The organism is Xanthobacter sp. 91 (assembly GCF_000702385.1).
GTDB classification, from domain to species: domain Bacteria; phylum Pseudomonadota; class Alphaproteobacteria; order Rhizobiales; family Xanthobacteraceae; genus Xanthobacter; species Xanthobacter aminoxidans.
The window spans coordinates 2392242-2404822 of record NZ_JNIB01000001.1 but is presented as its reverse complement, the minus strand read 5'-3'; the positions used below and the strand labels follow the sequence as shown (position 1 = coordinate 2404822).

General features: G+C 68.2%; 9 protein-coding genes. 5 read left to right on the top strand and 4 right to left on the bottom strand.

What is annotated here, in order from left to right; translation table 11 throughout:
• The first annotated feature begins 139 nt into the window (after positions 1 to 139).
• Positions 140 to 604, top strand: a complete 465-nt coding sequence (locus tag A37E_RS0111320; protein ID WP_029556689.1) for a CYTH domain-containing protein — start codon at positions 140 to 142, stop codon at positions 602 to 604.
• Between the two features lie 222 nt (positions 605 to 826).
• Here A37E_RS0111320 and A37E_RS0111315 read toward each other — a convergent pair whose 3' ends face one another.
• Positions 827 to 1729: a uracil-DNA glycosylase gene (locus tag A37E_RS0111315; protein WP_029556688.1), complete on the bottom strand. Its 903-nt coding sequence runs from the start codon at positions 1727 to 1729 to the stop codon at positions 827 to 829.
• A gap of 190 nt (positions 1730 to 1919) precedes the next feature.
• Here A37E_RS0111315 and A37E_RS0111310 point away from each other — a divergent pair, with 190 nt between their 5' ends.
• A complete protein-coding gene (locus A37E_RS0111310) occupies positions 1920 to 3593 on the top strand; it encodes an electron transfer flavoprotein-ubiquinone oxidoreductase (protein WP_029556687.1) in 1674 nt (557 codons plus the stop codon).
• Between the two features lie 60 nt (positions 3594 to 3653).
• On the opposite strand, the gene cysG is transcribed toward A37E_RS0111310, so the two are convergent.
• The 3 genes from cysG to polA all read right to left on the bottom strand — a co-directional run bounded on the left by cysG (position 3654) and on the right by polA (position 8828).
• Positions 3654 to 5162, bottom strand: coding sequence for a siroheme synthase CysG (gene cysG, locus A37E_RS0111305; protein WP_029556686.1), 1509 nt, complete (start codon positions 5160 to 5162; stop codon positions 3654 to 3656).
• Positions 5163 to 5239: 77 nt separating this feature from the next.
• Entirely contained in the window at positions 5240 to 5584 is a 345-nt protein-coding gene (locus A37E_RS0111300; RefSeq protein WP_029556685.1) for a RidA family protein, read from the bottom strand.
• Between the two features lie 262 nt (positions 5585 to 5846).
• Positions 5847 to 8828 (bottom strand): DNA polymerase I, encoded by a 2982-nt coding sequence (polA, locus tag A37E_RS0111295; protein ID WP_029556684.1) that lies wholly within the window; start codon positions 8826 to 8828, stop codon positions 5847 to 5849.
• 481 nt (positions 8829 to 9309) lie between these two features.
• Here polA and A37E_RS0111290 point away from each other — a divergent pair, with 481 nt between their 5' ends.
• The 3 genes from A37E_RS0111290 (at position 9310) to A37E_RS0111280 (ending at position 12455) form a co-directional block, all read left to right on the top strand.
• The gene (locus A37E_RS0111290; RefSeq protein ID WP_081837551.1) at positions 9310 to 10674 is read left to right on the top strand and encodes a CmpA/NrtA family ABC transporter substrate-binding protein; all 1365 of its coding nucleotides are present in this window, start codon (positions 9310 to 9312) and stop codon (positions 10672 to 10674) included.
• Between the two features lie 70 nt (positions 10675 to 10744).
• Complete coding sequence (ntrB, locus tag A37E_RS0111285) at positions 10745 to 11650, top strand: nitrate ABC transporter permease (RefSeq protein ID WP_029556682.1); 906 nt, start codon at positions 10745 to 10747, stop codon at positions 11648 to 11650.
• A 10-nt stretch (positions 11651 to 11660) separates the two neighbouring features.
• Positions 11661 to 12455, top strand: coding sequence for an ABC transporter ATP-binding protein (locus tag A37E_RS0111280; protein WP_029556681.1), 795 nt, complete (start codon positions 11661 to 11663; stop codon positions 12453 to 12455).
• Positions 12456 to 12581: the final 126 nt, after the last annotated feature.

Below are 12581 nucleotides of genomic sequence, written 5' to 3'. Positions count from 1 at the left end.
TGTGCTGCCTGTTGACGCATGCGGCAGTCTGAAATCGTTTTCTTCGGCCACATGGGGGGTTGGACGTCCTCTGCGGGGCTGGACGAGGGGCGCCCCCTTCGGTCTATGCTGGGCCATCCACAGCCCAACCGGCCGAAAGATGCCCGTCGAGATCGAGCGCAAGTTCCTCGTCACCTCCCACGCATGGCGGGCGGGCGCGCGCGCCACGCCCATCCGCCAGGGCTACCTCTCGCAGGATGGGGCGACGGTGCGCATCCGCATCGCCGACGGCGACGCCTTCATCACCGTGAAGGGCAAGACGCAGGGCCTCGCGCGCGCCGAGTTCGAATATCCCATCCCCGTCGAGGATGCGCGGGTGATGCTGGAGACGCTCTGCGCCCGGCCGCTCATCGAGAAGACCCGCTATTCCGTCCAGCATGCCGGCCGCCTGTGGACCGTGGACGTGTTCGAGGGCGAGAATGACGGCCTCGTCATGGCCGAGGTGGAGCTGGACGGCATCGACCAGCAGGTGGACCTGCCCGACTGGGTGGGCGAGGAAGTCACCTCCGACCCCCGCTACCGCAACTCCTCGCTGGTCAGCGCCCCGCTGGGGTATGGGAAGTAGCGGGCGCGCCTGAGCGCTGCCATCGCACACCACCGCCATCGCCTCCCACGCGCCGTCATGCCCGGGCTTGTCCCGGGCATCCACGTGGTTCGACTGGGAACGCCTTTTGACGCGTGATCCGTCGGCCCGACGTGGATGGCCGGGACAAGCCCGGCCATGACGCTGGCTCAAAGCGCCAAGGCTGGCGCGGCGACATAGAGGAAATCCCCCGCCGCCTCCCCCTCAGCCCCCGCCCTTCCCCGCCAGCAGCGCCTCCACCGCCAGCATGTCGCGCCAGGCGAAGCGCTTGCCGAGTGGCGTGCGCAGCAGGTAGGCCGGGTGGAAGGTGGCGATGGCGCGGATGGTGCGCGTGCCGGTGTCGTAATCCATGAAGCGGCCGCGCAGCCTGGTGATGCCCTCGGTGGTGCCGAGCAGCGCCTGCGCCGAGGGGCCGCCCAGACACACGAGAATATCCGGGTCCGCCAGCTCGATCTGCCGGGCGATGAAGGGCAGGCACACCGCCGTTTCCTGCGGCGTCGGCGTGCGGTTGCCCGGCGGGCGCCAGGGAATGACGTTGGCGATGTAGGCGCTGGTGCGGTCGAGGCCGATGGAGGCCAGCATCAGGTCCAGCAGCTTGCCGGAGCGGCCGACGAAGGGCAGGCCCTGCTGGTCCTCGTCGCGGCCCGGCGCCTCGCCCACGAACATGACCTTCGCGGCCGGATTGCCATCGGCGAACACCAGCCGGCTCGCGGTGCGCTTCAGCGCGCAGCCTTCGAAGCCGTCGAGGATCGCCTTCAGTTCCTCGAGGCTCGCGGCGGCCCGGGCGGCCTCCCGCGCGCCCATCACCGCCTCGTCCGGCGGCTGGGTCACAAGGGTGGGTGTCGCCGGAGCAGCCGGCCGCGCCGGCTGGTTGCGGGAGGGGGCCGGGCGGCTCGGGGCAAAGCCCGCCGGGCCGCCGGACGCCGCGCCGGTGGAGCCGGTCTCGCGCACCGGCGCGGCCGGCGGCCGGGACCGGCTCGGCTCGGCTGCGCTCTCGGCGAAGCGGTCCACCGGCACCTCGCCGATGGCCACGTCCACGCCCGCCTCCCAGTGGAAGGCGAGAATGTCAGCCCAGTCGGCGAAGTCCCTGTCGGCGGTCGCGCTCATGAATTCCTTTTAGCCATTGAAGCGCCCAGCGCGAAGCCCGGCATGCCGCGCCGCACCACACTTTCCAGTGCGGCGGCATTATATTCCCACATACGGAAAGATGTTGCCCTAAACGGCAGTGCGCGGTTGTCTTTGCCGGCGTGTCGTGGAAAAAGTCCAATCAACGGGATTGACGGACGGGAGCAGGCGTATGAGCGCGGCGGAGCTGCCTGAGCGCGAAGGCATGGATTATGATGTGGTGGTGGTCGGCGCCGGCCCTGCGGGCCTTGCCACCGCCATCCGCCTGAAGCAGCAGGCCGCCGAGCGCGGCACCGACATCTCCGTCGTGGTGGTGGAGAAGGGCTCGGAAGTCGGCGCCCACATCCTCTCCGGCGCAGTCATCGACCCCGTGGGCCTCGACGCCCTCGTTCCCGGCTGGCGCGAGGAGGCGGATGCGCCCCTCACCGTGCAGGTCACGGACGACGCCTTCTACCTGCTTGGCCCGGCCGGCGGTGTCCGCCTGCCCAATTTCGCCATGCCGCCGCTGATGAACAATCACGGAAATTTCGTCGGCTCGCTGGGCAATGTCTGCCGCTTCCTCGCCCAGAAGGCCGAGGCGCTGGGGGTGGAGATCTATCCCGGCTTCGCCGCCGACGAGATCCTCTATGACGACAAGGGCGCCGTCACCGGCATCGCCACCGGCGACATGGGTGTGGACAAGAACGGCGTCCCCAAGGGCGAATTCACCCGCGGCATGGAATTGCGCGGCCGCTACACCGTGTTCGCCGAGGGCGCGCGCGGGCACCTGACGAAGCAGATCATCGCCAAATATGACCTGGGCGCGGGCCGCGACGTGCAGAAGTTCGGCATCGGCCTGAAGGAACTCTGGAAGGTGAAGCCGGAGAAGCACAAGCCCGGCCTCGTGCAGCACGCCTTCGGCTGGCCGCTCGACGGCAAGACCGGCGGCGGTGCCTTCCTCTATCACATCGATGACGAGCAGGTGGTGGTGGGCTTCGTGGTCCACCTCAACTACCAGAACCCCTGGCTCTCGCCCTTCGACGAGTTCCAGCGCTTCAAGACCCATCCCACGTTCCGCGACACCTTCGAGGGCGGCAAGCGCATCGCCTACGGCGCCCGCGCCATCACCGAGGGCGGATACCAGAGCGTGCCCAAGCTCTCCTTCCCCGGCGGCGTGCTGGTGGGCTGCGCGGCGGGCTTCGTGAACGTGCCGCGCATCAAGGGCAGCCACAATGCGGTGCTCTCCGGCATGCTCGCCGCCGACCACCTGCTGGACGCCCTCGCCGCCGAGCGCAGCCACGACGAGCTTTCCAGCTACGAGGCGGCGTGGCGCTCCTCGGCCATCGGCGCGGACCTGAAGAAGGTGCGCAACGTGAAGCCGCTGTGGTCCAAGCTCGGCACCTTCGTCGGCATTTCGCTCGGCGCGCTGGACATGTGGACCAATACGTTCGGCTTCTCGCTGTTCGGCACGCTGAAGCACGGCAAGACCGACGCGGCCTCGCTGAAGCCGGCCAAGGACTGCAAGAAGATCCAGTATCCCCGCCCCGACGGCGTGCTGACCTTCGACAAGCTCTCCTCGGTGTTCCTCTCGAACACCAACCACGAGGAGAACCAGCAGGTGCATCTGGTGGTGAAGGACATGGCCCTGCAGAAGGCCTCCGAGCACGACGTCTATGCCGGCCCCTCCAACCGCTACTGCCCCGCCGGCGTCTATGAGTGGATCGAGGAAGGGTCGGACGCCCCGCGCTTCCAGATCAACGCGCAGAACTGCGTCCACTGCAAGACGTGCGACATCAAGGACCCCAACCAGAACATCACCTGGACGGCGCCCGAAGGCGGCGGCGGGCCGAACTATCCGAACATGTGAGGATGGGCGCCGTCATGCCCCGGCTCGTCCGGGGCATGACGCCCCTATCCGCGCCCTGCCCTACCCCCGCGCGGCCTCGGCCGCCTGCGGCAGGTCCTGCGCCGCGACTTCCGACAGCGCAAAACCATAGAGCACGAGGCAGGGGCCATCCGCCCCTTCGTCCACGGCGCGGGCCACGGCCTCCACGAGGCTCGCGACGGTGGCGACGACCACCTTCTCCTCCGGCCGGGTGACCGAGAAGATGGCGACGGCCGGCGTCGCCGGCTCGATGCCGACGGACATGAGGTTGCGCACGAGGTCCGGCAGGGTCCGGCGCGGCATGTAGACGACGGTGGTCGCCGCCTTGTCGGAGAGCGCCTTGAAGTCGAGATCGGCGGGCAGCTTGCCGTCGCGCGCATGGGCGGTGACGAATTGCAGCCGCCGCGCATGGTCGCGATGGGTGAGCGATGTGACGAGCCGGCTCGCCGCGCCCTGAGGGGAGGAGATGCCGGGCACCACCTCCACCGGCACGCCGGCGGCGCGGCAATAAGCGATCTCCTCGCCCGCCCGGCCGAAGATCATGGGTTCGCCGCCCTTGAGGCGCACCACGCGGCGGCCCTCGCGGGCAAGGTCCACCATCAGCGCGTTGATGTCGTCCTGCTTGCAGGAGGGGCCGTAGCCGGTCTTGCCCACGAGCATCTTCTTCGCCTCGCGCCGGGCGAAATCGAGGATCGCACCGGAGACGAGATCGTCATAGAGCACCACGTCGGCCGATTGCAGCGCGCGCACGGCCTTGAGCGTGAGCAATTCGGGATCGCCCGGCCCTGCGCCCACCAGTACAACCGAGCCGCCCACGCCCGAGCGACCTTGCGGGGATGAGCCCTGCGTCTCGAGCGCGGCGAACAGCGCGGCGCGGTCGGCTTCTTCCGGGGCGCGGTGGGGCTCGGCGAGGGCTTTCGCCGCGAACCGCTCCCAGAAGGCGCGGCGGGCGTGGAAGGAGAGGCCGCGCTCGGTCACCGCCGCGCGCCACGTCTTCGCCGCCTGCGCCCAGGCGCGGAAGCCCGAGGGCAAGAGCGCCTCGATCTTCGCCCGCACCGCCTGCCCGAACACCGGGGCGGCGCCGTCCGTGGAAATGCCAACCACGAGGGGCGAGCGGTTGACGATCGCGCCGAAGGTGAAGTCGCACAGGGCCGGCCGGTCGATCACGTTCACCGGCACGCCGGTGTCGCGCGCAGCGGCCGCGAAGCGCCCGGCCGCGTCCGCATCCTCGAAATCGCCGATGGCGAGGGCAGCGCCCGCGATGTCGTCCTTGTGCCAGTCGCGCACATGCACGGCGATGGCGCCGTGAGATTGGGCACCGGCCAGCCGCCAGATGTCCTCGCAGACGGAAGGCGCGATCACCTCCACCCGCGCGCCGGCGGCGGAGAGCAGCTCCACCTTCCAGGCCGCCGGCTCGCCGCCGCCCGCCACCAGCACGCGCCGGCCGTCCAGCCCGAAGAACACCGGCAGGCGCGCAAGCGCCTCCATGCGCGCCTGCCGCGTCTCGCGGGGGGCACGGGGGGCGTTGGGCTCGGCGCCGGGGGCGGCCATGGGTCGAGACTCCGGAACTGGATATGCCCGAAAGGTAAGTCCCCGCGCGCCGGGGATCAACGCGCGGGAACCAAAGATCAGCCGCGGGCGGCGACGACGATGATCTCGACCAGGAACTGCGGCGCGGCGAGCTTGCCTTCGCTGGTGGCGCGGGCGGGGGGATTGGCCTTGTCCACCCAGGTGTCCCACACGCTGTTCATGCCGGCGAAATTCTTGATGTCCGACAGCCAGATGGTCGCGGTGAGGATGCGCGACTTGTCGGTGCCGGCGCGGGCCAGCAGGCTGTCGATGGAGGCGAGCACGGCCTTCGTCTGGCTCTCCACGTCCGGCCCCTCGGCCACCTGGCCGGCGAGATAGACGGTGTTGCCGTGGATCACCGCCTCGCTCATGCGGGCGCCCTTGTCGAGCCGTTCGATGCTCATGATGTGTCCTCTTGTTGGGGATGGCGGGTGTTTAGCAGCATCCGGGGCACAGGCGTCAACCATCTGCGGCGACCTCGCGCCCCGGACGCATGGAGCGCCAGCGCAATGCGAGCCGGGGCCCAGCGCAAAAGACCGCCGAAGGCGCTGCCATATCCCGGGCTCTCACGCATGGCCCGCTGCGCGGAATCGTTGCGCTGGGTCCCGGCTCTCCTTCCACTCCGCTGCGCTGCAGTCGGCCGGGACGCGAGAGGGGTGCAGCCCCTCAGTGCGCCTCTTCCCAGTTCTTCGCCGCCCGCGCGTCCACCTTCAGCGGCACGGCCAGCTGCACGGCGGGCGCGGCCGCGCTCTCCATGGCGTGGCGCACCACGGGAATGGTGGCCTCGGCCTCGGCCTCCGGCACCTCGAACACCAGTTCGTCATGCACCTGCAACAGCATGCGGGCGGAAAGGCCAGCCTTTTCCAGCGCCGGCTCCATGCGGATCATGGCGCGGCGGATGATGTCGGCGGCGGTGCCCTGGAGGCGGGCGTTGATGGCGGCGCGCTCATTGAAGGCGCGAATGGAGGGGTTCTTCGCCGCAATGTCCGGATAGTGGCAGCGCCGGCCGAACAGCGTCTCCACATAGCCGTGCTCGCGGCAGAAGGTCTTGGTCTCCTCCATGTAGTCGCGGATGCCGGGGAAGCGCTCGAAATAGCGCTTGATGTACTGCCCCGCCTCCTCGCGCGGGATGGAGAGCTGGTTGGCGAGGCCGAAGGCGGAGATGCCGTAGATGATGCCGAAATTGATGGCCTTCGCCCGCCGCCGGATCTCCCCCGGCATGTCCTTCACCGGCACGCCGAACATCTCGGAGGCCGTCATGGCGTGGATGTCGAGCCCGTCCGTGAAGGCCTGCCGCAGCGCCGGGATGTCCGCGATCTCGGCGAGGAGCCGCAGTTCGATCTGCGAATAGTCGGCCGAGACGAGGAGGTTGCCCTCCTCCGCCACGAAGGCGCGGCGGATGCGCCGGCCTTCCTCGGTGCGCACGGGGATGTTCTGCAGGTTGGGATCGGAGGAGGAGAGCCGCCCGGTGGTGGTGGCGGCCAAGGCATAGGAGGTGTGGACGCGCTTCGTCTGCGGATGCACGAAGTTCGGCAGCGCGTCCGTATAGGTGGAACGGAGCTTCGAGAGCTGGCGCCATTCCAGAATCTTCTGCGGCAGCTTGTGGCCCTGCTCGGCCAGCTCCTCCAGCGCGGTGGCCTTGGTGGACCACATGCCGGTGGCGGTCTTGGTGCCGCCGGGCAGGCCCATGCGGCCGAACAGGATGTCGCCCATCTGCTTGGGTGAGCCCACGTTCAGCCGCTCGCCGGCCAGTTCCGCGATCTCGTCCTCCACCCGCGCCGCGCCCTGCGCGAATTCGGAGGAGAGGCGCGCCAGCATGGCCTTGTCGATGGCGATGCCGCGCGATTCCATGCGCGCCAGCACGGGAATGAGCGGGCGCTCCAGCGTCTCGTAGACGGTGGTGCGGCCCTCGGCGGCGAGGCGGGGCTTGAGCACCTGCCACAGGCGCAGCGTCACGTCCGCATCCTCGGCGGCGTAGGCGGTGGCGGGCTCCAGCGCCACCTTGTCGAAGGTGATCTGCGCCTTGCCCTTCCCCGTCACCTCCGAATAGCCGATGGGCTGATGGCCGAGATGGAGGACGGAAAGCTCGTCCATGCCGTGGCCGTTCTTGCCGGCATCGAGCGCGTAGGACATGCACATGGTGCAGTCGATGGGCGCAACGGTGATGCCGTGGCGGGCGAGCACCGCCTCGTCATACTTCACATTGTGCCCGACCTTGAGCGTGCCCTTGTCCTCAAGCATGGGCTTCAGCGCGGCGACCGCATCGGTGAGCGAAATCTGCCCCGGCAGCAGGCCTTCGCTGAACAGGCCATCGCCGGCCCCCTGATGCAGCAGCGGGATGTAGCAGGCCTCGTTGGGCGAGAGCGCCAGCGAGACGCCCACGAGGTCCGCCTGCATGGGGTCCAGCGAATTGGTCTCGGTGTCGAAGGCGACGACGCCGAGGTCCATGGCCTTCGCGCACCACGCCTTCAGCTCCGCGAGATCTAGGATGGTGCGATAGGCCTTGCGGTCCACCGGCGTCGCCCGCGCGGCCTGCGCGCGCTGGTGGGCGAGATCGGAAGGGGTTGGGGTGCCGCCGGGGGCGGCGGGAGCAGCGCCGGGTTGAGCAGGCGCTTCGCCTTCAGCGGTGGGCGCGGCGGCGGGGGCGAAGAGATCGCCGCCGCTGGGCGCGAGCTTCGGGTCCGGCTCCACCTCGCCGGCCTCCACGCCATAGGCCTCGGCCACGCGGCGGGTGATGGTGGTGAATTCCATGGCCTTGAGGAAGGAGATGAGGCGCTTGGCGTCCGGGTCTTCCAGCACCAAATCTTCCAGCGGCACTTCCACCGCCACGTCGCGCACCAAGGTCACGAGCTGCTTGGAGATGCGCGCGGCCTCCTGATTGTTCAGCAGCGACTCGCGGCGCTTGGGCTGCTTGATCTCGCCGGCGCGGGCGAGCAGCGTTTCGAGATCGCCATATTCGGCGATGAGCTGCGCGGCGGTCTTGATGCCGATGCCGGGCACGCCGGGCACGTTGTCGGTGCTGTCACCGGCCAGCGCCTGCACGTCCGTGACCTTCTCCGGCGGCACGCCGAAATATTCCACCACCTCGCCGAGGCCGATGCGCCGCTCCGGCCGCGCCCCACGCCCGCCGCTCTCGCCAGAGGCGGGATCGTACATGGCGACCTTGGGGCCGATGAGCTGCATCAAATCCTTGTCGGCGGAGACGATGAGCACGTCCGCCCCGGCCTTCACCGCCTGCTCGGCATAGGTGGCGATGATGTCGTCCGCCTCGTAGCGCGCCTGCTCCACCGGGATGAGGCCAAAGGCGCGCACCGCCTCGCGCATGAGCGGGAACTGGGGAATCAGCTCGTCCGGCGGCTCGGAGCGGTTGGCCTTGTAGTCGGGATAAAGCTCCTTGCGGAAACTGTCCTCCGACTTGTCGAACACGATGGCGAGGTGGGTGGGGCGGATGCCCACGGCCCCGTCGCGCACGAACTGGAACAGCTTGGTGCAGAACAGCCGCACCGCGCCCGTGGGCAGCCGGTCCGAGCGGAAATTGTACTTCCGGTCCTGGTTGATGGACTGGAAATAGGCGCGGAACACGAAGGAGGAGCCATCCACCAGGAACACATGGTCGCCGGGCTTGAGGGGGCGGGGAGAGGGGGACATGGGGCGTCCTTCAAAGGTCCGGCGGCAGCGGCGATCAGAGGCGTGGGATCGGGGTCGATCGAAGGCGCGCACGATGCCCGAGGGGGCGGCCAGGAACAAGTGCCGTGGCACCCGCCGAACACGCGCGCCGCCGGCGTGAGAAAGCCCCCCGGCCCAATGGCCAAGCCGTGCCGCAGCGCACACTTCGCAGGCATCTGCATCCTCAGATGAACAACGGAAGTGCAGTCTCCCAGCGCGCCCAATTTTTCATCAGTCTAATTTTATTCGTGGAATCAGAGACCTAAGCATCCGGGCGCACTTGGCCCATCACTTGCTTTTATCACTGCGGCGCAGTCGATGATGACCGCGCCCCATATTCGTCCCAACGATGGGACCCGCAGCAGAGCCGCTGACAGCCATGACCGGAAGGTCGTGAGCATGTCCGCGGCTTTTTTCGTTTCGGGTCTCCGCGTCCGCCTTTGCCGATCCAGGGGAAAAGAACATGAGCGACGCTTTCAAGTCCGGGCCCAACGAAACCGTCTCGACCGCAGCCGACGCCTCCACCCCCGCCGGCGTCTCGCGCCGCTCGCTGCTGAAGGGCACAGCCGCCGCGCTGGGCACCGCCGCTCTGTTCGAGAGCATCCGCATGGCCTTCCCCGGCGGCGTGCCCGCGGCCTATGCCGCCGAGGCGCCGGAGACCAACAAGGCGACGCTCGGCTTCATCGCCCTCACCGACGCGGCGCCCCTGTTCGTGGCCAAGGAAAAGGGCCTGTTCGACAAATACGGCATGACCGACGTGACGGTGGCCAAGCAGGCCTCCTGGGGCACCACGCGCGACAATCTGGTGCTCGGCTCCGAGGGCAACGGCATCGACGGCGCCCACATCCTCACGCCCATGCCCTACCTGATCTCCGCCGGCAAGGTGACGCAGAACAACGTCCCGACCCCCATGTACATCCTCTCCCGGCTGAACCTGAACAGCCAGTGCATCTCGGTGGGCCAGGAATATATCGACCTCAAGATCGGCCTCGATACCAAGCCCTTCAAGGAAGCGCTGGACAAGAAAAAGGCCTCCGGCAAGTCGGTGAAGGCCGCCATGACCTTCCCGGGTGGCACCCATGACCTGTGGATCCGCTACTGGCTCGCCGCCGGCGGCATCGATCCCGACAAGGACATCGAGACCATCGTCGTCCCGCCGGCCCAGATGGTGGCCAACATGAAGGTGGGCACCATGGACTGCTTCTGCGTCTGCGAGCCGTGGAACGAGCAGCTCATCCACCAGAAGATCGGCTACACCGCCGTCACCACCGGCGAGCTCTGGAAGGACCATCCGGAGAAGGCGCTCGGCATGCGCGCCGCCTATGTGGACAAGAACCCCAAGGCCGCCATGGCGATCCTGAAGGCGGTGATGGAAGCCCAGATGTGGTGCGACAAGATGGAAAACCGCGAGGAAGTCGCGGCCATCTGCGCCAAGCGCCAGTGGATCAACGTGCCGGTCGCCGACGTGGTGGACCGCATGAAGGGCAAGTTCGACTACGGCACCGGCCGCGTGGTCGAGAAGAGCCCGGTCATGATGAAGTATTGGCAGGACAATGCGTCCTACCCTTACCAGAGCCACGACCTGTGGTTCATCACCGAGGACCAGCGCTGGGGCAAGTTCGAGCCCGATTACGACGCCAAGGCCCTCATCGCCAAGGTGAACCGCGAGGACATGTGGCGCGAGGCGGCCAAAGCCCTCTCCGTGCCGGCGGCCGAGATCCCCACCTCCACCTCGCGCGGCAAGGAGACCTTCTTCGACGGCAAGGTCTTCGATCCGGAAAACCCGTCCGCCTATTTGTCGAGCCTCGGCATCAAGCGGATTTCGTGATCGCGCGGCGCCGCCCCTGATCCCAGACCACGGGGGCGGCGCCCCCTGCCCCGAACCCGGAGACGCATTCATGTCCATGCCCGCCCTCAAGCTGGAAAAACCCTCGTCTGCCAAGATGGCGCAAGTCCCCGCCGCGCAGGTGGTGAAGATGCCGGCGCGCAAGCGCCCGGCGCTGGCGGAGAAGATCGTGCCCTTGCTGAAGACGGCCGCGGCCAACATCGTCCCGCCCATCGTCGTCATCGCCCTGCTCCTGGGCCTGTGGCAGATCCTGTGCAGCGCGCCGGGCTCGGCCCTGCCGCCGCCCTCCTCCATCATCCAGAATTCGTGGGAGCTGATCGCCCACCCCTTCTATGACCGGGGCGGCCTCGACAAGGGCCTGTTCTGGCACATCCTCGCCTCGCTCCAGCGGGTGGCGGTGGGCTACAGCCTCGCGGCGGTGGCGGGCGTCGGTCTCGGGGTGCTCATCGGCCAGTCCACCTGGGCCATGCGCGGGCTCGACCCGCTGTTCCAGGTGCTGCGCACCGTGCCGCCCCTCGCCTGGCTGCCGCTCTCCCTCGCCGCCTTCCGCGACGGCCAGCCGGCGGCGGTGTTCGTCATCTTCATCACTGCCATCTGGCCGATCATCATCAATACGGCGGTGGGCATCCGCAACATTCCGCAGGACTACCGGAACGTTGCTGCGGTGCTGCGGCTGAACCCCATCGAATTCTTCCTGAAGATCATGATCCCGGCGGCCGCGCCCTACATCTTCACGGGCCTTCGCATCGGCATCGGCCTCAGCTGGCTCGCCATCATCGCGGCGGAAATGCTCATCGGCGGCGTCGGCATCGGCTTCTTCATCTGGGATGCGTGGAACTCGTCGCTCATCGGCGACATTATCGTGGCGCTCTTCTATGTCGGCATCACCGGTTTCATTCTGGACCGCATGATCGCCGCCGTCGGCGCCTTCGTCACCCGCGGCACCGCCGCTGCCTGAGGAGGCTTCCATGGGCGCCTATCTGAAGCTCGATCACATCGACAAGACCTTCACCCGCGGCTCCGCCTCCACCAATGTGCTGAAGGAGGTGACGCTCGACATCGACAAGGGCGAATACGTCTCCATCATCGGCCATTCCGGCTGCGGCAAGTCCACTTTGTTGAACATCGTCGCCGGCCTCACCTCCGCCACCACCGGCGGGGTGATCCTCGACGGGCGGGAGGTGAATTCCCCCGGCCCGGACCGCGCCGTCGTGTTCCAGAACCACTCCCTGCTGCCCTGGCTCACCGTCTATGACAACGTGCGCCTCGCGGTGGACAAGGTGTTCTCCGGCACCCGCTCGCGCGCCGAGCGGCACGACTGGACCCTGCACAATCTCGACCTCGTGCAGATGGGCCATGCCAAGGACAAGCGCCCCTCCGAAATCTCCGGCGGCATGAAGCAGCGCGTCGGCATCGCCCGGGCGCTGGCCATGGAGCCGAAGGTGCTGCTGCTGGATGAGCCGTTCGGCGCGCTGGATGCGCTCACCCGCGCACATCTTCAGGACAGCGTGATGCAGATCCACGCGACCCTCGGCAACACCATCCTCATGATCACCCACGACGTGGACGAGGCGGTGCTGCTCTCCGACCGCATCGTGATGATGACCAACGGCCCTTCCGCCTATGTGGGCGAGGTGCTGGAGGTGAATCTGCCCCGCCCGCGCAAGCGCCTCGAGCTGGTGACCAACCCCACCTACCTCAAGGCCCGCGAGGCGGTGCTGAAATTCCTCCACGAGCGCCACCGCTTCGTCGAGGCCGCCTGACGCAAAGGCGCGGCCTGTCCGCGCCATCGACGCGCAATAGAGGCGCGGGCCTGCCCGCGCCGTCCTCCTAGACCGCCGAGACCACGCGCCCAACCGGCGCGCACGGGTTCGTGCGCCCTTCATCAG

Excerpts from the sequence above, each read along its gene's own strand:
- A37E_RS0111320 (WP_029556689.1), top strand. The coding sequence starts at position 140 with ATGCCCGTCGAGATCGAGCGCAAGTTCCTCGTCACCTCCCACGCATGG.
- A37E_RS0111315 (WP_029556688.1), bottom strand. The coding sequence starts at position 1,729 with ATGAGCGCGACCGCCGACAGGGACTTCGCCGACTGGGCTGACATTCTC.
- A37E_RS0111310 (WP_029556687.1), top strand. The coding sequence starts at position 1,920 with ATGAGCGCGGCGGAGCTGCCTGAGCGCGAAGGCATGGATTATGATGTG.
- cysG (WP_029556686.1), bottom strand. The coding sequence starts at position 5,162 with ATGGCCGCCCCCGGCGCCGAGCCCAACGCCCCCCGTGCCCCCCGCGAG.
- A37E_RS0111300 (WP_029556685.1), bottom strand. The coding sequence starts at position 5,584 with ATGAGCATCGAACGGCTCGACAAGGGCGCCCGCATGAGCGAGGCGGTG.
- polA (WP_029556684.1), bottom strand. The coding sequence starts at position 8,828 with ATGTCCCCCTCTCCCCGCCCCCTCAAGCCCGGCGACCATGTGTTCCTG.
- A37E_RS0111290 (WP_081837551.1), top strand. The coding sequence starts at position 9,310 with ATGAGCGACGCTTTCAAGTCCGGGCCCAACGAAACCGTCTCGACCGCA.
- ntrB (WP_029556682.1), top strand. The coding sequence starts at position 10,745 with ATGTCCATGCCCGCCCTCAAGCTGGAAAAACCCTCGTCTGCCAAGATG.
- A37E_RS0111280 (WP_029556681.1), top strand. The coding sequence starts at position 11,661 with ATGGGCGCCTATCTGAAGCTCGATCACATCGACAAGACCTTCACCCGC.